The organism is Paenibacillus peoriae, from assembly GCF_022531965.1.
GTDB lineage: Bacteria > Bacillota > Bacilli > Paenibacillales > Paenibacillaceae > Paenibacillus > Paenibacillus polymyxa_D.
Window position 1 is genome coordinate 87,874 of the sequence record NZ_CP092831.1, and the last position, 24,627, is coordinate 112,500.

Genomic DNA, 24,627 nt, shown 5'->3' on the forward strand with positions numbered 1-24,627 from the left:
TCACATCATGGAATAGGAGTGAATGAGATGAATGACATGCAGTTATATGATTTAACAAATGCGCAGAAGCGTATATGGTATACCGAATTACTCTACCCAGATACGTCAGTGTCACAGCTTTCCGGTACAGCTAAGATGAAGGGGCATATCCATATCGCTGCCTTCATGCAGTCTATTAATTTGATTATCAAACAGTATGATGCGTTCCGTATTCGTATTACCTCAGTGGATGGAGTGCCTCAACAGTATGTCGTTCCTTATGAAGAAAGACAGTTGGAGTGCCTGGATCTTTCCCACTATGAAAGTATATCTGAAGTGGAAGCCTTACTTGAGCAACACAAAAGCAAACCCTTGCCCCTGCTGGATTCTGAACTCTTCCAGTTTTTAATTGTGAAGATTAGCGAGGAAGAGTATTGGATTAATATCAAGATGCACCATATTATTTCTGACGGAATATCAATGGTGGTCTATGGCAATCAGCTAACAGCGTTTTACATGGAGTTAATTCAAGGAAATGAGCCGAAGCTGGGCGACGATTGCTCGTATATTGAATATATTGCAGATGAGAATGCATACGAACTTTCTGACAGATACCAGAAAGATAAGGCATACTGGCTGGATAAATTTTCTGATTTGCCTGAGCTTACGGGTTGGAAGTCATATAATCCATTGTCTTTAAGCACTCACGCTGTTCGGGAGCATTTTACTGTACCAGAAGTGCTGTATCACGAGCTGCAGGCATTTTGCCAACAGAACAGAATTTCCTTGTTCCAGTTCTTCATGGGTGCGATGTATATCTACATACACAAAATGACGAATCAGCCGGATGTGGTGATTGGAACTTCGTTCGCTAACCGGGGGAACAAAAAAGAGAAGCAAAAGATAGGTATGTTCGTCAGCACCGCTGCTGCCAGAACATACGTCGAAAAGGATATGGATGTGCTGAGCTTCGTGCAGGATGTAGCCAGAGATCAGATGTCAATCCTGCGGCATCAGAAATATCCATACAATCAGTTAATTCAGGATCTTAGAGAAATGCATGGCAACAAGGATATTCAGCGGCTTTTTGGCGTTTCAATGGAATATCGTCTTATCAATTGGGTTGATTTGGATGATGTGCGTATTTTGACAGATTATGATTTCTGCGGGGATGAAGTGAACGATTTCGTACTTCATATCGTAGAGATCCTGGATGAAGGCGAACTGGTACTGGATGTCGATTATCGGACGGAGCTGTTTGAACGCAGCGAAGTTAAGGACATGGTTTCCCAGTTGCTTACGATCGCCGAGCAGGTCATTCATTCACCTCAGCTTTCTATCGCAGAGGTAAACTTATTGGGCGAACCCGAAGAGCAATCCATTTTGGCTCTTTCGGAAGGCGCTGCAGTCGATTATCCACGTGAGAAGACCATCCATGGCTTATTCGAGGAACAAGCCGAGCGCACGCCAGATCATGTAGCCGTTCAGATGGACGAGCAGAGCATTACATACCTAGCTCTAAACGAGCAGGCTAACCAGCTTGCGAGATATTTGCGCTCCGAGGGAGTAGGGGCAGATACGCTCGTAGGGATTATGGCTGACCGTTCCTTGGAGATGGTCATCGGGATGTTGGCCATTTTGAAAGCAGGGGGTGCCTATGTACCGATTGACCCCGATTATCCGGAAGAGCGTATCCATTATATGCTGGAGGATTCAGGTGTCCGTCTGTTGCTCACCCAAAGTCATCTGTGGGAGAGTACCACTTTTGACGGAAAGCTTGTGAGCCTGGACGATTCTACAACGTATACAGGAGATGCCTCCAATCTGGAGAGTATTTCGGGACCAAACCATCTGGCCTATGTCATCTACACGTCGGGTACAACCGGCAAGCCGAAGGGCACGCTGATTGAGCACAAAAATGTAGTTCGACTGCTCTTTAACGATAAAAATTTATTTGATTTCACCTCTCAGGATACGTGGACGCTATTCCATTCGTTCTGCTTCGATTTCTCCGTTTGGGAGATGTACGGAGCGCTTCTTTATGGAGGGAAATTGGTGATTGTTCCATCTCTCACAGCCAAAAGCCCAGCAGCTTTCCTGGAGTTGTTGAAAGATAACCAAGTCACCATTTTAAATCAGACGCCGACGTATTTTTATCAGGTGCTACAGGAAGAGTTAACGCACTCTTCGACAGAGCTTGGCCTTAGGAAAATCATTTTTGGTGGAGAGGCTTTAAGTCCATCTCTTCTGAGAAACTGGCGGGTCAAGTATCCTGATGTGCAGCTGATTAATATGTACGGAATTACGGAAACAACGGTCCATGTCACCTACAAGGAAATCACGGAACATGAGATTGAAGCGGGGAAAAGCAATATTGGCAGAACGATCCCCACACTTAGCGCTTATATTCTCGATGAGCAAAGACGCTTGCAGCCTGTTGGGGTTCCGGGAGAGCTATACATTGCGGGGGACGGTCTGGCCCGTGGGTATTTGAATCGGCCGGATTTGACGTCTGAAAAATTCGTTGAGCATCCTTATCGGGCGGGAGAGCGGCTGTACCGAACGGGGGATCTTGCTCGTTGGTTGCCTGATGGCAATATTGAATATTTGGGGCGGATCGACCATCAGGTCAAAATTCGTGGCTACCGAATTGAGCTTGGCGAGGTAGAAGCCCAAACTCTCAAGGCTCCGAACGTACGGGAGACGATTGTCCTCGCACGGGAAGACGAACAGGGCCAAAAATTGCTGTGCGCCTACTATGTAGCCTCCAGTGACCTTTCGCCGGGAGAATTGCGGTCTCAGCTGGCGGCGGAACTCCCAGCTTACATGATTCCTTCTTATTTTGTCCGGCTGGAGCAAATGCCGCTTACGCCAAATGGCAAACTGGATCGCCGTGCGTTGCCGGCTCCTGAAAGCAGCGTACAATCCGGCGAGGCTTATTTGGCTCCGAGAACTGCTGTGGAAGCTCAGATGGTACTCATTTGGCAAGATATCTTGGGTGTTACCCGCGTTGGTGTCAGGGATAATTTCTTTGAAATTGGGGGTCACTCCTTGCGGGCAACAGTGCTCGTTTCACGGATTCACAAAGAATTGGGATGTAGCATTTCGCTGCGTGAGGTGTTTCAGTCACCTACAGTCGAGTCCTTGGCGCAACTTGTGAAGAAACACATTCCAACCATGTACGAATCCATCCCACAGGCGGCGGAAAGCGAAGCTTACCCAGTGTCCTCAGCGCAAAAGCGGTTATACGTGCTGAGACAGATGGATGGGGGAGAGCTCAGCTACAATATGCCAGGGGTCTTCACGGTGGATGGACCGTTGGATCGCACGCGGCTGGAGTCTGCGTTCCAGGCACTGATCCAGCGTCATGAATCCCTGAGAACCGGCTTTTATATGCAGGATGGAGAGCTTGTTCAGCGTGTGCATAGGAATGTGCCGTTCGTGTTGAACTACACAGAGGCTTCGGTGGAGGAGACGGATACGCTCATTCACAGCTTTATTCGTGCCTTTGATCTGAGTCAGGCTCCATTACTGCGTGTTAGCTTGGCGAAGCTCCAGGAGGAGCGTCATCTGTTGCTGTTTGATATGCATCACATCATTTCAGATGGGGTTTCTATTCAAATATTGATAGAGGAACTTACTCATTTGTATCAAGGAGAACAGCTACCAGAGCTGCAGATCCAGTACAAGGATTATGCCGTATGGCAACGGGAACAGTCAGAGAACCAATGGCAAGATCTTGAGAAATATTGGCTGCAAGCCTTTGAAGGAGAGTTGCCAGTATTGGATCTGCCTACAGACTTCCAACGACCTTCGGTTCGAAGCTTCGAGGGGAGCCGAATTGATTTTACATTGGATGAGTCTGGAAATAAGGCAATACAAGAGCTTGCATCCCGTACAGGTACTACACTGTATATGGTATTGCTGGCTGCTTATTCGGTACTACTGCACAAATATACAGGACAGGAGGACATCGTCGTAGGTTCTCCAGTAGCCGGAAGGCCGCAGGCTGAGCTTGAGGGTATCATCGGAATGTTTGTCAACACACTGGCCTTGCGCAGCTACCCGGCAGGAGATAAAACCTTTCAGGATTATCTTCTGGAAATCAAGGAAACAGCGCTCAAGGCGTTTGAGCATCAGGATTACCCTTTTGAAAAATTGGTCGAAAAGCTGGGCGTAGGACGTGATGTCAGCCGCAATCCGCTCTTTGACACCCTATTGGTATTACAAAATACCGAGCAGGAAGAGCAGGAAATGGACGGAGTGCACTTTACTCCTTACTTGATGGACACCGTCACAGCCAAATTTGACCTGTCCCTCAATGTAGAGGAGAAGGGCTCAAAATTAGCCTTTGGCCTCGAGTATAGTACGGCTTTATATCGGCGTGAAAGTGTAGAGCGACTTGCAACGCACTTGCTCCGGATTCTGCACGCAGTCTCGGCCAATCCCCAGTTGCAACTGGCCGAGATAGAAATGATCACACCGGAGGAGAAAGTACAGATCGTTGAAGTATTTAACGCGACATCGACTCCTTATCCAAGCCACAAGACCATTCATGAGCTGTTCGCAGAACAAGTCAAGCGTACACCGGAACAGACGGCGCTTGTATTCGGCGATGTCCAGCTAACGTACCTTGAATTGGAAGACAAGGCGAGCCGACTGGCCCAAACACTGCGTCGTTTGGGAACGTTGAGGGAGCAGCCTGTGGCCGTGATGGGCGGACGAAGCATCGAAATGGTCATTGGTATGCTCGCGGTGCTTCAAGCGGGTGGAGCCTATGTGCCGATTGATCCTGATTACCCGGAAGATCGTGTGCGTTATATGCTTAATGATTCCGACGCCAAGCTATTATTGGTGCAAAAGAGCGAGCTTATAAATGTAGACTACGGTATACCGATTGTCGATCTTAGCAGTGAAGAGGCTTATGCAGCTGAACCTGCCCAGCCGGAGACTGCCCAAGGATCGCAGGGGCTTGCTTATGTCATCTATACATCGGGTACGACGGGTAGACCGAAGGGCGTTATGGTTGAACACCGGAACGTGGTTCGTCTGGTCAAAGAGACCAACTATGTGGAGCTGAATGAATCTACACGGATTTTGCAAACGGGAGCAGTGGCCTTTGATGCTTCTACATTCGAGATATGGGGAGCTTTGCTTAACGGTGGACAGCTCTATTTCGTAGAGAATGACGACATTCTGATTGCCGATAGGCTCAAAGCAGCTATTGCCAAGTACGGGATTACGACATTGTGGCTTACTTCACCGCTTTTCAATCAGCTTTCCCTGCAGGATGAGTACCTGTTCAGAGGGCTCAAAGCATTACTAGTCGGCGGTGACGTACTGTCCATATCTCATATGAATCGTGTAATCGAGGCTAATCCTGATCTTGTCCCTATCAATGGCTATGGTCCGACAGAGAATACGACCTTCTCCACCACCTACGAGATTCCAGGTCGTGCCGAAGGGGTCGTACCGATTGGTCGCCCAATTAGTAATTCGACCGCTTATGTGGTCAATGGATCGCTGCAATTACAGCCTATTGGTGCTTGGGGTGAACTCATTGTCGGCGGTGAAGGTGTAGCGCGCGGATATCTCAATCGTCCTGATCTCACAGCAGAGAAATTTGTCCCTAGTCCTGTGAAGGACGGAGAACCCTGCTACAGAACTGGGGATTTGGTACGCTGGCTTCCAGATGGGAATTTGGAGTTTAAAGGAAGAATTGATGAGCAGGTCAAAATACGTGGTTACCGCATCGAACTCCCTGAAATCGAGGCCCAACTGGCCAAGGTGGAGTCAGTAATCGACGCCGTAGTGGTCGTTCGCGCGGATGAGCTTGGAGAGAAGCAGCTTTGCGCTTATTATGTGGCGGATCGTGCGCTCACGGCAGGCGAAGTACGCCTTGCCCTATCGCAGGTACTTCCGGGCTATATGATGCCATCCTATTTTATTCAGATGGATCGTATGCCATTAACGTCAAACGGAAAAGTGGACCGCAGGTCTCTGCCGGCTCCGCAAGTAGGTGCGCATACAGGACGGAAGTATACAGCTCCTCGTACACCGGCCGAAGAAGCTTTGGCGTCTGTCTGGCAAGGGGTGCTGGGTGCGGAACAGGTGGGTATCCATGACAATTTCTTTGAATTGGGTGGAGATTCCATCAAGGCCATTCAGGTGTCGTCACGGTTACTGCAGGCCGGCTATCGGTTAGAGATGAAGCAACTGTTCAAATCGCCAACCATTGCCGAGCTAGGCGCGGAAATACAGACGGCTGTGCACATGGCTGAACAGGGAGTTGTGCGTGGAGCGACTCGCTTGACTCCAGTCCAACAGTGGTTCTTTGGCCGGAAGCAGGCAGAGCCTCATCACTTCAATCAAGCGGTTATGCTGTATCGTGAACAGGGATTTGAGGAAAAGGCCTTGCATCAGGTGCTGAGAAAACTTGCTGAGCATCATGACGCCCTTCGCATGGTTTTCCGTCAGACAGAACATGGCTACGAAGCTTGGAATCGTGATCTTGAAGAAGGAGAGCTTTATAGTCTGTTCACCGCTGATTTACGGAAAGAATCCGATCCAGTTGCAGCTATTACCTCGCTGTCGGATGACATTCAGCGCAGTATCAATCTGGCAGAAGGTCCACTGCTGAAGTTAGGACTTTTCCATTGTCAGGATGGAGACCACCTTCTGATCGTGATCCACCATTTGGTGGTAGATGGAGTATCCTGGCGGATTTTGTTCGAGGACATCGCAGCAGGCTATGAGCAGGTGATTCAAGGCCAAGCACTGACACTCCCGCAGAAGACGGATTCCTTCCGTGACTGGGGTGACGCCCTTGCTCGTTATTCGGAAGGCCCTGAAATGGAGACTCATCGGGCGTATTGGAGAGAGCTGAAGGATCAGCCACTCGAACAGTTGCCGAAGGATGAGGCTGTGGAAAGCCTTCTTTTACAGGATAGCAAAGTAGTAACAGCACAATGGACTATAGAAGAAACCGACCAATTGTTGAGAAAAGCCCACCGTGCTTATCAAACAGAGACGAATGATTTGCTATTGACTGCTCTAGGCATGGCGATATCCAAGTGGTCTGGGATCGAAAAGGTTGCTGTGAATCTGGAAGGGCACGGTCGTGAGCCGATTATACCGAATATTGACATCACCCGTACCGTCGGCTGGTTTACAAGTCAATATCCGGTGATTTTAGACTTGGGGGATAACTCGGAAGTGGCCTCCTTGATCAAGTCTGTGAAAGAAGGGTTGCGCCGAATTCCGAACAAAGGTATTGGCTACGGGTTGCTCAAAACGGTGGCAAGTCAGTTGGATGAAGATAGCTTCAGCTTGCAACCTGAGATTTCTTTTAACTATCTGGGGCAATTTGATCAGGATTTGCAAGGAGGCTCATTGCAGATCTCTCCTTATCCGACCGGAAGCGCGCAAAGCTTGTTGGAGGAACCGGCCTATACGCTAGATATCAATGGCATGGTGACGGACGGAGCCCTGACTCTGACGATGACTTATAACGGAAAACAGTATAAGTCATCTACGATGGAACAGCTCGCTGGATATATTGAAGAAAGCCTGCGGGAGCTTCTCCAGCATTGCGTAACCCAAGAGAAAACCGTATTGACACCAAGCGACGTGCTTGCGAAGGGTCTAAGCATTGCCGACCTGGAGGAGCTTTCTAAGCAGACCAGCCACATAGGCGATATTGAGAATGTATATAGTCTGACACCGATGCAGAAGGGCATGCTGTTCCATGATATGTTTGAGCCGCATACGGGTGCTTATTTTGAGCAGGCTGCCTTTGACTTTAAGGGTAGCTTTGATCCGACCGCCTTCGGACACAGTCTGGATGCAGTGGTGGAGCGTCATGCTATCCTGCGTACGAACTTTTACAGCGGATGGGGCAGCGAGCCTTTGCAGGTTGTATTTCGGCACAGAGGCGCTAAATTGGTGTACGAAGACCTGCGGGAGATGAATGCATCGCAGCGCGAAGCTTACCTGAAGACATTTGGTGCTAAGGATAAAGCACTGGGCTTTAACCTGGCTGAAGATGAGCTTCTGCGTGTATCCATTTTGCACACAGATGAAGAGAGCTTCCGTCTCTTATGGAGCTTTCACCACATCGTCATGGATGGGTGGTGTGTTCCGTTAATTACGCAGGAGGTATTTGAACACTATTTTGCGCTCCTGGAAGGAAGAGAGCCTCACCTGGCAGAGGTTCAGCCGTATAGCCGGTATATTGAATGGCTCGAACAGCAGGATGAAGCAGCTGCGGCCGACTATTGGAGCCGATATCTGGCCGGTTATGAACAACAGACGCTTTTACCTCAAGTCGGTGGAGCAGCTAAAGGAGAAGGCTATGTAGCAGAGAAGCTGAATTATCCTGTCAGCAGGGAATTGACTGAACGCCTGGAAAAGGTGGCCAGAGATGCTCATGTCACGATGAATATATTGCTGCAGTCCATCTGGGGCGTTGCGCTTCAACGCTATAACGGTAGTCGGGATGTTGTATACGGAAGTGTAGTATCAGGCAGACCAGCAGAAATTCCGGGCATTGATCGGATGATCGGTTTGTTCATTAATACAATACCAGTTCGTGTGAAGACGGAAGAGAATCTCCCCTTCACAGTCCTAATGAAGCAACAGCAGGAGCAGTATATGGCTTCTCATATGTATGACACCTACCCGTTGTTTGAGATTCAGGCTCAGACGGACCAAAAGCAGGATCTCATCTCTCATATTATGGTGTTTGAGAATTATCCTGTGGAAGAGGAAGTAGAGAGTTTGGGAGGTGGTGAGGCTGCCTTTGAGATTGAGGAAGCGGAGCTTCTTGAACAAACGAATTACGATTTTAACTTAATTGTTCTACCGGGCAAAGAGATGAGATTGTTGTTCCAATACAATGCGCTCGTCTATGATCCAGCCACGATCGAGCAAATCAAGGGCCACTTGTTCCACCTGATGGAACAAATTGTGGAGAATCCTGCAATTTCCGTGGATGCTCTAGAATTAGTCACGCCGCAGGAGAAAGAACAGATTCTGAACGTATGGGGAAATACAACAGGCATTTACGAGCAATGTAACACGTTCCACGGGCTGTTGGAGGAACAGGCGGGACGAACGCCAGACGCGACTGCCCTTTTGTTTGGGGACGAGATGCTGACCTACGCCGAGCTCAATGCAAAAGCCAATGGACTGGCGAGAAGGCTCCGTACTCAGGGAATCAAGACGGGAGATCTGGTGGGACTGATTGCTGAACGGTCGCTCGAAATGATCGTTGGGATCTACGGCATTATGAAAGCCGGGGGTGCCTATGTTCCAATCGATCCAGAGTATCCGAAAGAACGAATCAGTTACATGCTTGAAGATTCTGGGGCGAAGCTGATCCTTACACAGGCCCATCTCTTGGAGCATCTCGGATGGACGGAAAATGTTTTGCTGCTGGATGAATCATCGACCTATGATGCCGACACCTCGAATTTGGAGGCTACTGCCGGCCCGGATGATCTGGCTTACGTGATCTACACTTCAGGTACGACGGGTCAGCCTAAGGGCGTATTAGTCGAGCATCGGGGACTACCCAATCTTTCGGACGTATACGGGACACACTTCGAAGTTACACCGCAGGATCGGATCGTTCAGTTTGCAAGCCTGTCGTTTGATGCATCGGTTTCGGAAATTTTAACGGCGCTGAGCCACGGGGCTGTTCTGTGCATCCCTTCTCCACAAGATATTTTAGATCATGCCCTGTTCGAGCAGTTCATGAACGATAAGGGGATTACGGTAGCGACTTTGCCACCCGCTTACGCTATCCACCTTGATCCAGAGCGTTTGCCAACACTGCGGTGCTTGCTAACCGCTGGATCGGCCGCATCGATCGAGTTGATCGAAGAGTGGAGGAAGCATGTACGTTACTCTAATGGCTATGGCCCAACAGAGGACTCCGTATGCACCACAATCTGGTCTGTCCCGGACAGTGAGGGAGCAACGGATATTGTATCTATTGGACGACCTATTGCTAACCATAGTGTGTACATCTTGGATGACCATTTTAGATTGCAACCTGTCGGTGTAGCTGGAGAGCTATGCATTTCGGGTATCGGGTTAGCGCGGGGGTATCATAACCAGCCTGAGTTAATGGATGAGAAGTTTGTGGACAATCCATTTGCCCCAGGAGAGCGTATGTATCGGACGGGTGACTTGGTTCGCTGGTTACCGAATGGAACCATCGAGTACTTAGGTCGAATAGATCACCAAGTCAAAATCCGCGGCTATCGTATCGAGCTAGGCGAGGTAGAAGCACAAATGCTCAGAGTGCCGTCCGTTCAGGAAGTCGTGGCCATGGCTGTAGAGGGCAATGACGGCTACAAGGATCTAGTCGCTTACTTCGTAGCCGCTCAGAAACTTGAGGTATCCGAACTTCGGGCCGTCCTGTCGGAGATGTTACCTGGATATATGATCCCTTCCCGCTTCATACAACTGGAGGATATGCCTCTGACGTCGAACGGAAAAATCGATCGAAAAGCGCTGCAGGGCGAGCGTGGATGGGCAGTTGCTTCATCTGAGGCTCCAAAGACACCTGTAGAAATGCAATTAGCCCAAATCTGGCAAGAGGTGCTAGGTGTAGAGAATGCGGGAGTGAAGGATAATTTCTTCCATTTTGGAGGTCATTCACTGCGTGCAGCCCTGCTAGTCTCACGAATTCGCAAGGAAATGAATCGCGAGATTAGTCTGAGAGCAGTGTTCGAGTCTCCTACTATTGAAGGATTGGCCCGTGCTATTGAGGGCTATACACCGCTGAATTTCGAAGAAATTCCTACAGCGGGAGCGAGAGAGCATTATCCATTGTCCTCGGCCCAAAAACGACTGTTTATTCTAAGTCAGCTGGAAGGTGGAGAGCTGAGCTACAATATGCCGGGTATTCTTACCGTTGAGGGAGCTTTGGATCGGGAACGGCTAGAGCAGGCATTCCGTCGTCTGATTCATCGTCATGGTTCGCTGCGTACTCGTTTTGTGACCGTGAACGGTGAACCTGTACAGCAGCTCCTGACGGATGTTCCGTTTGCTGTGGAATATGCGGAGTTGAGCGAGGAAGAGGCAGGAGCTACCCTTCAGCAGTTCGTCCGTCCTTTTGATCTGGGTGTAGCTCCATTGCTGCGGGTCGGCCTTATTCGAATTGCACATGAGCGCCATTTACTATTGTTTGACATGCACCATATTGTCTCAGATGGGGTTTCTATGAATATTCTCATAGAAGAGTTTCTCCGCTTCTACCAAGAGGAGGACGTACTTCCTGAGCTACAGATCCAGTACACAGACTATGCGGTATGGCAGCAAGAGCAGCTCGGAAGCGAGCGTCTTAAGGCCCAGGAGGCTTACTGGCTGGATGCTTTCCGCGGAAGCTTGCCAGTGCTGGATTTGCCAGGAGATGAAGTTCGTCCTGCGGTGCGAAGCTTTGCGGGCGATCGAATCGACTTCCAAATTGATTCTTCTCTGAGTGCTTCACTTCAGGAGCTGGCTACCCGAACGGGTTCCACTCTGTTCATGGTACTGCTGGCAGCCTATACAGCGCTCTTGCACAAGTACACAGGTCAGGAAGATGTCATCGTCGGTTCACCTGTGGCAGGAAGATCCCATGCGACACTCGAAGGCCTCATCGGTATGTTCGTCGGCACAGTGGCACTTCGTACTTATCCAGAAGGAGAGAAGCCTTTCGGGGCTTATCTGCAGGAAGTGAGGGAAACAGCGCTGCGGGCCTATGAAAACCAGGATTACCCGTTCGAGGAGCTGGTAGAAAAGCTGGAGCTTCAGCGTGATTTGAGCCGTAACCCACTATTTGATACCATGTTTGTCCTGCAAAATATCGATCAGGGAGAACAAGAAATAGAAGGATTGCGCTTCACTCCTTACGATAATGTACATCCGGCTGCCAAGTTCGATCTTACGTTGACCGTGAGTGAAGAAGCAGACGGGGCATTGAACTGCACGCTTGAGTATGCGACTGCGATCTACAAGCAAGAGACTGCTGATCGGATGGCAGGCCACTTTGTACAGCTTATTCGGGAAGCCATCGCCAATCCGGCACTGCCGTTGTCATCCCTTGATATCGTGACACCTCAGGAAAAATCAAGGCTGATGAAAGCGCCGGACGAAGCCAAGGCAGATTATCCTCGTGACAAGACGATCCATGCGCTGTTCGAGGAGCAGGCCGCACGTACTCCGAATGCAGTGGCAGTCGTATGTGAAGATGCAACCCTGTCCTACATCGAGCTGAACGAGCGGGCCAATGGACTTGCCCGAACGCTGAGGGAACGTGGTTTGCAACCAGACGGTTTGGCTGGAATCATGGCGGATCGTTCCCTTGAAATGGTGGTCGGAATTTTAGCCATCTTGAAAGCAGGCGGGGCCTATGTCCCTGTAGATCCTGAATATCCAGAAGACCGCATTCGCTTTATGCTTGAGGATTCAGGAGCCAAGCTACTGCTGACACAAGCGCATCTGGAGCAACGGGTCTCCTTCGCCGGGGATATCGTAAGTCTGGACAAAACGGCTTCCTACAAGGAGGATGTCTCAAACCTGGAGTCTGCAGCCGGACCGGGGAATCTTGCCTACGTCATCTACACATCGGGTACGACAGGCAAGCCAAAGGGAACACTGATTGAGCATAAAAATGTAGTTCGCTTGCTCTTTAATGATAAAAATATGTTTGACTTTGGTCCTCAGGATACGTGGACACTGTTCCATTCATTCTGTTTTGACTTCTCTGTATGGGAAATGTACGGAGCATTGCTGAACGGAGGACGGTTGGTCATCGTTCCATCGCTTACCGCGAAGAGTCCAGATCGTTTCTTACAATTGCTTAAGGATCAGAAGGTCACCGTTTTGAACCAGACACCGACTTACTTCTACCAGTTGCTACAGGAAGAGCTCGGTCATCAGGCGGCAGAACTGAGCCTCCGTATGATTATCTTCGGTGGAGAGGCATTAGCTCCGGCCCTGCTCAAGGACTGGAGAACGAAGTATCCGCAAGTGCAGCTCATTAACATGTACGGCATTACCGAAACGACCGTGCATGTAACCTACAAGGAAATTACAGAGTTGGAAATTGAACAGGGCCGCAGCAATATCGGCACCACGATTCCGACGCTGCGAGCGTACATTTTGGATGAACAACGCCGTCCACAGCCGATTGGCATTCCAGGTGAACTCTATGTGGCGGGCGTAGGTCTGGCGCGAGGTTATCTGAACCGACCGGAATTGACGGAAGAGAAGTTTGTCGCTCATCCGTTCGAAGCAGGCGAGCGTATGTACCGCTCGGGTGACTTGGCACGCTGGTTGCCGGATGGCAGCATGGAGTATTTGGGACGGATTGACCATCAGGTAAAAATCCGTGGTTACCGTATTGAGCTAGGTGAAGTGGAAGCGAAGCTGCTCCATGCTCCGTCTGTAAGAGAGGCCGTTGTGCTCGCCCAAGAGGATGGAAGTGGACAAAAAGTGCTTGTCGGCTATTTCACAGCCGATCAGATGCTGACGGTAGGAGAGTTGAGAAAAGCCTTGGCTGCCGAACTGCCGGCTTATATGATTCCATCTTACTTTATGCAATTGGAACAGCTGCCTTTGACACCAAATGGCAAACTGGATCGCAAAGCGCTTCCGGCTCCGGAGGCCAATGTGCAGACTGGAGCGGTTTATGAACCGCCAAGGACGAAGGCTGAGGAAGCTTTGGCTTCCGTATGGCAAGGTGTGCTGGGAGCACAGCAGGTCGGCATCCACGATCATTTCTTCGACCTGGGTGGTGACTCCATCAAGGCGATTCAAGTGTCCTCGAGATTGTTCCAAGCTGGATATAAATTAGAGATGAAGGATCTCTTCAAATATCCGACAATTGCCGAGCTCAGCCCGTATCTTCAGGCAGCCGGACGTACAGCGGAACAGGGCGAAATTAAGGGTGCAGCAGAGTTAATGCCAATTCAGCGCTGGTTCTTTGAACGCCATACAGCGGAGCCGCACCATTATAATCATGCCGTCATGCTCTATCGGAAAGACGGCTTTGATGAGGCTGCACTCCGATTGACAATGGACCAAATTGCGATCCATCATGACGCGCTGCGCATGGTTTTCCGGCCTACAGAAGCTGGATACGCAGCTTGGAATCGGGGAACGGATGAAGGCGAGCTCTACACATTGGACATTGCTGATATGCGGCAGGCGGAAGACCAGACAGCTGCGGTTCAGGCCCAAGCCAATGCCATTCAGGCAAGCTTTGACTTGGAAGGTGGCCCACTGTTCAAGCTAGGCCTGTTCCATTGTGAAGATGGCGATCATTTGTTGATTGTCATTCATCACCTCTTGGTTGACGGTGTGTCCTGGCGCATCCTGTTTGAAGACATTGCAACAGGATACGAGCAGGCGTTGAATGGACAAACGATTGTTCTTCCGCAAAAGACCGATTCGTATCTTGTATGGTCCGAGCAAGCGGCGAAGTATGCAGCAGGTCCTGCCCTGGACGAGGAGCGTTCATACTGGCAGCAGATTGAGGAGACGCTTCTGGCTCCACTGCCCAAGGATAAGGATCAGGAGCCAGGCACCGTTCGGGATACCGAGTCGGTTACGGTAACGTGGTCTGCTGAAGAAACAGAGCTGCTGTTGCGACAAGCAAACCGGGCTTATCATACGGAGACGAATGATTTACTCTTGACTGCTCTGGGAGCAGCTATTCAGCGCTGGACAGGCATGGAGCAGGTTCTGGTTAACCTTGAAGGACATGGACGGGAAATGATCATACCAGATCTGGATATTACCCGTACCGTGGGCTGGTTCACAACTCAGTACCCTGTTCTGCTGAACCTGCAAGATGGGCAGGAAGTATCTACCCGGATCAAGCGCATCAAGGAGAATTTGCGAGAGGTTCCGCACAAAGGTATCGGCTACGGTCTGCTGAAATATATGGCACCGGAAAAAGACACTCGATTCAGCGTAGAACCAGAAGTTTCCTTCAACTATCTTGGACAGTTTGACCAGGATTTGGAGGGGAATGCTCTTAGCTTGTCTACACATTCAGTCGGTAAGGCGCTCAGCGATCTCACACCACAGCAATATGCTCTGGATGTGAATGGCATGATTGCTGAAGGACAGCTATCACTGACGATTACGTACAGCAACAGGCAGTATCGTAACGAGACGGTGAGTCATTTTGCTGAATTATTACAGTCAAGCCTTAGTGAGGTCATCCGGCATTGTGTAGCTCAGGAGTGTTCACAGCTTACACCTAGTGATGTTCTGTTCCAAGGATTAACATTGGAGCAGCTTGATCGACTTACGGCGCAGACGGCTCATATCGGAGAGATTGAGGATGTGTACAAGCTGACGGCAATGCAGAAGGGCATGCTGTTTCACAGCCTGCTGGAGCCGGATTCCTCTTCATACTTCGAACAGGCAACGTTTGAGATGCGTGGCAGCTTCGATGTAGATATCTTCTTCGAGAGCTTCCAGGCTTTGGTGCAACGACATGCCATACTACGTACCGGCTTTTACAACAACATTGCGGATGTACCGCTGCAAGTTGTCTTTAAGCAACGGTTAATCCCTCTGCACTACGTAGATTTGCGCGACGCATCTATGCAGGAACAAGAAGCCCGGATCAAGGCTTATATTGCTGAAGATATGGTTAAGGGGTTCAGCTTGTCAGATGATCCGCTGATGCGAGTGACCGTCTTGCAGAAGGATCAAAGCTGTCTTGTATTGTGGAGCTTCCACCATATTGTTATGGATGGCTGGTGTATCCCGATCATTACACAGGAGCTGTTCGATTATTATTCTGCCAAGAAACAGCAATTACAGCCTGTCCTGCCGCCAGCTCAGCCCTATAGCCGTTATATCGAGTGGCTTGATGCACAGGATGATCAAGAAGCTTCAACATATTGGAGCCAATATCTCGAAGATTATGACGGGAATACCGTATTGCCGGAAGGTAAAACGAAATCTCAAGCCAAAGAAGCGGGCTATGTCCTAAAAGAGCATGTTCTCCATCTGGGTGCATCTTTGACCGGTAAAATGGATGTTGTCGCGAAGCGCAATCACGTGACCGTCAACACACTCATGCAGACAGCTTGGGGACTGATTCTTCAACGTTATAATGCCAGCTCGGATGTCGTTTTCGGCGGCGTTGTGTCGGGTAGACCGGCTGAGATTGCAGGGATCGAGAATATGGTGGGTCTGTTTATTAATACAGTACCTATCCGTGTACAGTCATCCAAAGACGAGGCTTTCGTCGAGGTAATGAAACGTACACAGGCACAATCATTGGCTGGTCGTGTCTACGATACCTATCCACTGTATGAGATTCAGGGGAAAACAACCCAAAAGCAGGACCTGATTTCTCATATTATGATCTTTGAAAATTACCCGCTCGACGAACAGGTGGAGCAATCGGGTAATCAAACGGAGGACAATCTCGAAGTTGCCAACTTCACCATGTTTGAACAAACCAACTATGACTTTAACCTGGTTGTGATTCCAGGCGAAGACATTAAGGTCTGCATTCGCTACAATGCTTCGGTCTACGAGCAAGAAAGCATTGTGCGAATCGGAGGACATTTATTGCAAATGCTCGATCAGGTAGCTACTCATCCGCAAGCGACGATACAGGAACTGGAGATTGTAACATCTGAGGAACGGACAAACCTGCTTGACTGGGGTGGCAAGGCTCATGTCTACCCAAGTGATCAGGGCCTGCATACCTTGTTTGAGGAACAGGTGGCCCGTACGCCGGATAAGATCGCGGCAATAAGCGGCGACATCCAGATCACATATCGGGAGCTGAACGAGCAGGCGAACAGACTAGCTTCCACCTTGATAGCCCAAGGACTACGGAGTGAACAAGTAGTGGGGCTGTTGGCGGATCGGTCAGTGGAACTGCTGGTTGCCATCATGGGGGTACTCAAAGCGGGCGGAGCCTATGTACCGATTGATCCTGAATATCCGCAGGAGCGGATTCAGTATATTCTGAAGGACTCTGGCGCTGAGATTCTGCTCACACAGAGCCACCTGACGAAACTAGCGGCCTTTGAGGGAATGGTTATGGAATTGGATGCCCCGCACATCTACGGAGCTGGAGTGAATAATCCTAATATTCCTGTGAGAGGAAACGATTTGGTGTATCTAATCTATACTTCGGGTACAACAGGAAATCCGAAGGGAACCATGATTAACCATAAAGGAATCGTGAACTACATCTGGTGGGCCAATAAAGTCTATTGTGCAGGGCAACCAACGGACTTCCCGCTGTATTCGTCCATTTCGTTTGACTTGACGATGACATCAATGTTTACTCCGTTAATAAATGGAGGAATAGTACGGATTTATGATGGTATAGATAAAGCGGAGGTTGTTCAGCATATTTTGCGCGAAAATGCGGTGGATATTCTCAAGCTGACGCCGACGCATCTCAGTCTGATTAAAGATATGACCATCCCGGTAGAGAGTCGCATTCAGCAGCTTATTGTGGGTGGAGAGAATCTGACCACACATTTGTCAAAAACGATTACCGACCTCTTTGGTGGCAATATCAAAATCTACAATGAATATGGACCAACCGAAACGGTCGTCGGCTGCATGATTCACCTGTACGATCCTGCGAAGGATACACGGGAATCCGTACCGATTGGTTTGCCGTCAGACAATATATACATTCATATCCTGGATGAACAGCTTCGTCTCGTACCGTTAGGTGTGGAGGGCGAAATGTACATCGCCGGGGACGGAGTAGCCCGTGGATACCTGAACCGTCCGGATCTTACCGCAGAAAAATTCATTAGGAATCCGTTCGCTGCGGAAGGAAATATGTATCGCACCGGAGATTTGGCTCGTCGCCTTCCTAATGGAGACATTGAGTACATTGGGCGTATTGACCATCAAGTCAAAATACGGGGCTATCGTATTGAGCTTGGTGAGATTGAGGCCAAGTTGCTGGATATGCCCCTTGTCGAGGAAGCTCTCGTTGTTGCGTGGGCAGACGCCAATGGACAGAAGTCTCTGTGTGCTTACTTTGTAGCGGATCGCGAAATGTCTGTCAGCGAGCTGAGAAACGAACTGTCTGCCGGACTGCCTGCATATATGATTCCGTCTTACTTCGTACAACTGGACGTGATGCCTCTGACACCGAATGGCAAACTGGATCGCAAGGCACTGCCTGAACCGAACTCGGGTATAAAGGCGGGAGCAGACTTTACCGCTCCGCGGACGGATGTGGAGAACATTTTGGCTTCAATCTGGCAAGGTGTACTTGGCGTGCCGCTTGTCGGCATTCATGATAATTTCTTTGAACTTGGAGGTGACTCGATCAAATCCATTCAAGTATCCTCAAGGCTTCTTCAAGCAGGCTACAAGCTTGAAATGAAGGATTTGTTCGGTTATCCGACAATTGCAGAGTTGGCGCAGCGCGTTAGTGTGGTCAGCCGAATTGCGGACCAAAGCGAGGTACACGGATCGGTAAGACTGGGACCTGCTCAGCACAGATTCTTCGATGAACAGTCAATGGATCTGCATCACTTTAATCAGTCGGTCATGTTGTACCGACGGGATGGCTTCAATACCGATGCGCTCGCCGAGGTTGTTCGGACAATTGCAGAGCATCATGATGCTTTACGACTGGTGTTCCGCCAAGGAGAGCAGGGATTGGAGGCCTGGAACCGGAGCGTAGGTGAGGGTGAACTCTATAGCCTCCAAATCCACGACCTGCGGGATGAGACAGACCCGGCTTCAGCAATAGAAGCGGGTGCGGAAGCCATTCAGCGCAGCATCTCTCTGGAGGATGGACCTCTCTTTAGACTGGGTCTGTTCCGCTGTGCGGAAGGCGAACATCTGTTGATCGTTATTCATCATCTGGCTGTGGATGGCGTATCCTGGCGTATCCTCTTTGAGGACCTGCAGGAAGGCTACGAGCAGGCAGCACGTGGAGAAGCAGTCAAGCTTCCGCAGAAGACGGATTCGTACCGTGCATGGGTTGAGGGAATCACACAATTTGCTAACAGCCCGGCGGCTGAACAAGAACTCAGCTATTGGGCAGAGGTAGAAGGAGATGGCTTTGTCCCTCTTCCCAAAGACAAGGTAGATGGCGCACTTCTCATCAAGGATAGCGAGGCTATCACGGTCAGATGGTCACCAGAAGAGACAGAGCAGTTCCTGAAAGAAGCGAACCGTACTTACAATACGGAGGTCAACGATCTGCTCCTGACAGCCCTTGGTATGGCTGTTCACGAGTGGACGGGAATCGAACGTGTAGGCATCCTTCTGGAGGGACATGGGCGGGAGCCTGTTGTACCGGAACTGGATATTACTCGCACAATAGGCTGGTTTACAAGTCAATACCCTGTCGCCCTTGAGATGGACGGGGAATTGGAGATCGGGGCCAGAATCAAGCATGTAAAGGAAGGCTTGCGTCGTATCCCGAACAAAGGTGTCGGATATGGGATTTTGAAATATTTAAGCGACAGTCCCGATACCTCCTCCTTCTCGGCTGAACCGGAGATTACGTTCAACTACTTGGGTCAGTTCGATCAGGATCTTGCAGGAGGGACGATGGAAGTATCGCCTTACTCCGTAGGACCTGAGGTCAGTGAGCAGATGGTGCAGCATCAGGCATTGAACATTAATGGACTGATTGCCGAAGGGCAGCTTCAACTCTCGGTCAGCTATAACCATCATCAGTTCCACGGGGAGTCCGTGGCTAAGTTTGTTGGCATTCTGAAGAACTGTCTTAGTGAAGTCATTGGACATTGCGTAAGTAAGGAAAGAACAGAACTAACACCAAGCGATGTACTCCTCAAAGATATCAGCTTGGAAAAGATTGAGGAGTTAGAAGAGCAGACACGGCATATCGGTAGTATTGAGAATATGTATAAACTGACGCCGATGCAAAAGGGGATGTTGTTCCACAGCTTGCTGGAGGCTCATTCAGAGGTCTACTTTGAGCAGGCCACATTTGAAATTCAGGGAGTGTTCTATCCTGAGGTTTTCAAACGCAGCTTACAGCAACTGATGAAACGGCATGCCATATTGAGAACGAATTTCCATGCTGGATGGGGCGATTTCCCTATACAGATTGTGTTCAAAGAAAGAGCATGCGATTTCGTATACGAGGATTTGCATGAGCTGGATTCCGCTGAAATAGAAGCGCGTCTTGCAGCTTATGTTGCCCAAGACAAAGCAAGAGGCTTTGATCTTGCGAATGAAGCCTTGCTGCGTGTTGCTATTCTACGTACTGCAAAAGAGCATTACCATCTGTTGTGGAGCTCTCATCACATCATTTTGGATGGCTGGTGTATGCCACTTGTGCTCCAGGAAGTGTTTGAAACATACGGAGCTCTACGTGAGCAAAGGGAACCTGAGCTTCCTGTAGCAGCATCGTACAGCCAGTACATTCAATGGTTGGAGAAACAAGGCGAGGAAGAGGCATCCTCTTACTGGAGAGGGTACCTGAAAGGCTACGAGCAGCAGACGAAGCTGCCACAAGCCATCACACAGCCATCGGCAAAAGCAGAGGCCTATGTGTCGGAGAAGCTGGTATTCACGTTGGATGCGGAACTGACCGATCGCCTGGAACAGGTGGCCAAACAACATCAGGTGACAATGAATACGCTGATGCAAGCAGCCTGGGGAATCGTGCTGCAGCGCTACAATAGAAGCCAGGATATCGTCTTCGGAAGTGTGGTATCGGGAAGACCTGCCGAGATTCCGGGTATCGAAAGCATGATCGGTCTCTTCATTAATACAGTTCCAGTTCGGGTTCAGGCCGAGGGAAGCGATACGTTCTCCCATGTGATGAAAAGACAGCAGGAATTATATTTGGCAGGACATGCTTATGATTCCTATCCGCTCTATGAGATTCAAGCACAGAGCGAACAAAAGCAAGATTTGATTTCTCATATTATGGTGTTCGAAAATTACCCGGTAGAAGAGCATCTGGAAGAGAAAATTGCCAGTGAAGAGGCTGAATACAAAATTACAGATGTTCAGATGTTTGAACAGACGAATTATGATTTTAACCTTATTGTGCTGCCGGGACGTAGTCTGGAGTTCTTGTATCGATATAATGCTCGCGTCTATAACCGGGAGAGCGTGGAACGGATTCAAGGACACTTGACGAGAATTCTGACAAGCGTATCTGTACAACCTGCTATCCGTATTGATGAGCTGGAACTGATCACGCCAGAAGAGAAATCACAAATAATAGAGGTGTGGGGAGATACAGTAGCTCCTTATCCGCGTGAGCAGACCCTCCACGGCATATTTGAGGAAAAAGCTGCGCTCACACCGGATCGTACAGCACTTGTTTACGGAGAAACGAAGCTTACCTATGGAGAACTTCATCAGCAGGCGAACCGTCTTGCACGTACACTGCGTGCCCAAGGGGTCAGACCGGACCAACCAGTTGGCATCATGGTCGAGCGCTCGCTTGAGATGATCATTGGTATCCATGCCATTCTAAAAGCTGGTGGGGCCTATGTACCGATTGATCCGGAGTTCCCAGAAGACCGTATTCGCCACATGCTGGAGGATTCGGGGGCGAAGCTTCTGCTGACGAAGAACCATCTTAAAGATCGGTTCCCGTTCACTGGCACGATCCTGGCACTTGATGATCCGCAGGCGTACCATGAGGATAGCTCGAATCTGGAGCCAATTGCGGGGCCGGAGCATCTGGCGTATATCATTTACACGTCAGGTTCAACCGGCAAGCCGAAAGGTGTAATGATTGAACACCGCTCTGCCGTCCATACGCTGAGTCAGCTGGAAGCTGAATATCCGATGTTGGCAGGCGACCGTTTCCTGCTCAAAACGACATTCACCTTTGACTTCTCTGTGCCAGAGCTGTTCTGCTGGTTCTTTGGACAGGGGACTCTCGTGATCCTGCCACAAGGCGTGGACAAAGACCCGATGGCACTGCTGGAGGCTGTGGATACGAACCGAATCACGCATCTTAATTTGGTGCCATCGATGCTCAGTGTGCTCGTTCAATACTTGAAAGAAAGCGGCACCCAAGGATTCCTTACTCTGAAATACCTGTTTGCCTGCGGCGAGACGCTGCCTGCCAAACTTGTAGAAGAGTACTATAAAGTATCTCCACACGCAGTACTGGAGAATATCTATGGTCCTACCGAAGCGGCCGTATATGCGACCCGATATACAACTAGCCCTGAGACTGCGGCTCTAACGCATGTGCCGATCGGCAAACCGTACGCTAACGTCCAAGTATGGATGATGGACAGCGCTTCTCAGGTATCACCTGTGGGGGTACCGGGAGAACTCTGCATTGCAGGCGAAGGGGTAGCGCGGGGGTATTTCAACCAGCCGGACCTGACGGCAGAGAAGTTCATTCCTCACCCGTACAAACCGGGAGCACGGATTTACCGAACGGGCGATTTGGCCCGATGGCTGCCAGACGGGAATATTGAGTATTTGGGACGGATCGATCACCAGGTAAAAATCCGGGGTTACCGCATTGAGCTGGGAGAAGTGGAGGCACAAATTCTGAGGGTGCCATCGGTGCAGGAAGCGGTTGTTCTAGCACTGGCTGACTCCAGCGGAAGTACTCAGCTTTGCGCATACTTTGTGGCCGAGGAAGGGCTCGCAGCGGGCGTATTACGCGAAGCACTGGGCAGCGAGCTGCCAAGCTATATGATTCCGTCTGCTTTCGTACAGCTCGCACAAATGCCGCTGAATCCGAATGGCAAATTGGATCGCAAAGCGCTACCGGCACCAGAAACCCTTCTGCGGAGCACAGCGGAGTATATCGCGCCACGTACGCAGACAGAAGTAGAGCTCGCTCAGATTTGGTCCGAGGTGCTCGGCGTACAGGAAATCGGGATCAGAGATCATTTCTTTGACCTTGGGGGCCATTCCCTGAAAGTATTGGGCTTGATCCAAAGGATCTCGTCTAATATGGGCGTCCATCTCCCACTCCAGGCCGTGTTTAATCTGCCAACTGTGGAAGAAATGGCGCATGAAATTTTCAAGCTGCAGGCAACAACTACTGCCGACGAACAAGAAATGGAAATTATCCACTTCCCAGGGAAAGGAACGCTTAAAGTATTTTGCTTCCCTCCTCGGGTAGGTCACTCTCTGGGGTACTATGAGATGGCCAAGGAGCTGGATGGGCTTTGCGAGGTGTACGGGATGGAATTTATCGGCGATCGTTTCCAGGGCCAAGATATGCTGGATCGATACATCGATGCCATCGTGAACATTCAAGCCGAGGGCCCATATGTATTCCTTGGATACTCACTTGGAGGAAATCTCGCCTTCGAGGTAGCTAAAGCTATGGAAAGCCGAGGCTACCATGTTGGTGACATTATTATGGTAGATGCTATGAGAAAGATGTCCAAGGATGAATCGACACCTGAGGAGCTTGAAGAGATTGTCGAGACGGTGCTGGATAGCATTAGGGAGCAGTACAAAGTATTCCTCGCCGATCCAGCCGACAGGGAGCGAGTCATGGACAAAATGTTGGTTTACTCCACCTACCGCGATGAGCTTATTAACGCAGGTGAAGTTCATGCGAATATCCATGCTCTGATTGCAGAGGATGATAGTATTGGTCCGGATACATCATTAGATAAATTGTTATGGCAAAAGGCGACGCATGGTCAATACAAAGAATACGAAGTCATCGGAACGCATGATGTGCTGCTTGATTCCGGTTTTGTCGGGGAAAATGCTAAAGTACTGAAACAAATACTTGGTAAAATTGCAGAAGCCTCATCTAAAAACAAGCCTATTCTGTCCTAAGATCAATCAACGAGAATAGTGTAGGGTAGCAAAGACGCCCGGATTCCTTTATATAGAAGGAACTCGGGCGTCTTTTGTTTTTTTATGCTGTCCTTAACATATAAAGTCCCTAATCATCTGTGTATGCTTTAGACATGGTTGACTGAAAATGACTGGTGTCGGTGATGAGTTCACGGATGACCTGGATGACAAGCTCCGGTTGATCATGGATGATCATATGCTCGCTCTTCTTGGCAACAATAAATTTGCTGTTTGTAGAGATGTTAAGCATCTCGCGCTGTCCCATTTGCCAGCTTTGTTCGATCTGATCATTTCCGCGCTTACTAATACCGAACTGAGTCAAATCTTGTTGAACGCCCCGGGCAATTACACGTACAGGGAGGTTGCCCAGATGCTGTCCCCGTATGGCATCTTCGGTAGTGCTTGCTAGATCACCTTCCTCCGCAACAGATCGAAAGTACTTAGAAGAAGCGACAATATTCACAAAAGAGTTTCTATCTTGATATTCGACTCGACCCGTTAGCATAAAATTGGGAAACAGGCGAAATGCTCCTGACTTTTCTAGGAGAATGGATATTAACGGGGAGGGATTGACCTTAGGTCGTTCTTTGGCATAGATCTCATTTGTCCGGCGAGCGTCATTCTCAGGCCTGGCATCCACCAGAACCAATCCTGCCACTTCGTCTTTGTAGGTCTGCGCGTACAGTCTTGAGTACATCCCTCCGAGAGAATGGCCTACCAGGATATAAGGAGCTTGGATGTCTGCGTTTTTTAAGGCGAGATGAAGCTCCCGAACGATGTTTTCCCCGGTTCGTGGAGTAGCAGCCTCCTCGCTCCAGGCATAGCCTGCCCGGTCATAGGATACAACAG

2 protein-coding genes (1 of these 2 only partly in view) are annotated in these 24,627 nt (G+C 49.6%); one reads left to right on the forward strand and one right to left on the reverse strand.

Going from position 1 to position 24,627, the window contains the following annotated elements:
• Window positions 1-27: 27 nt before the first annotated feature.
• Window positions 28-23,757, forward strand: coding sequence for a non-ribosomal peptide synthase/polyketide synthase (locus MLD56_RS00410; RefSeq protein WP_029514648.1), 23,730 nt, complete (start codon window positions 28-30; stop codon window positions 23,755-23,757).
• Window positions 23,758-23,866: 109 nt separating this feature from the next.
• Here MLD56_RS00410 and MLD56_RS00415 read toward each other — a convergent pair whose 3' ends face one another.
• Window positions 23,867-24,627, reverse strand: the 3' portion of a protein-coding gene (locus MLD56_RS00415) for an alpha/beta hydrolase (RefSeq protein ID WP_029514649.1). 274 nt of this gene lie beyond the right edge of the window; the window shows 761 of its 1,035 coding nt (coding positions 275-1,035); its start codon lies off the right edge, out of view; it ends in the stop codon at window positions 23,867-23,869.

Bases quoted from the DNA above. Each gene is read 5' to 3' on its own strand.
- MLD56_RS00410 (WP_029514648.1), top strand. From the start codon at position 28: ATGAATGACATGCAGTTATATGATTTAACAAATGCGCAGAAGCGTATA.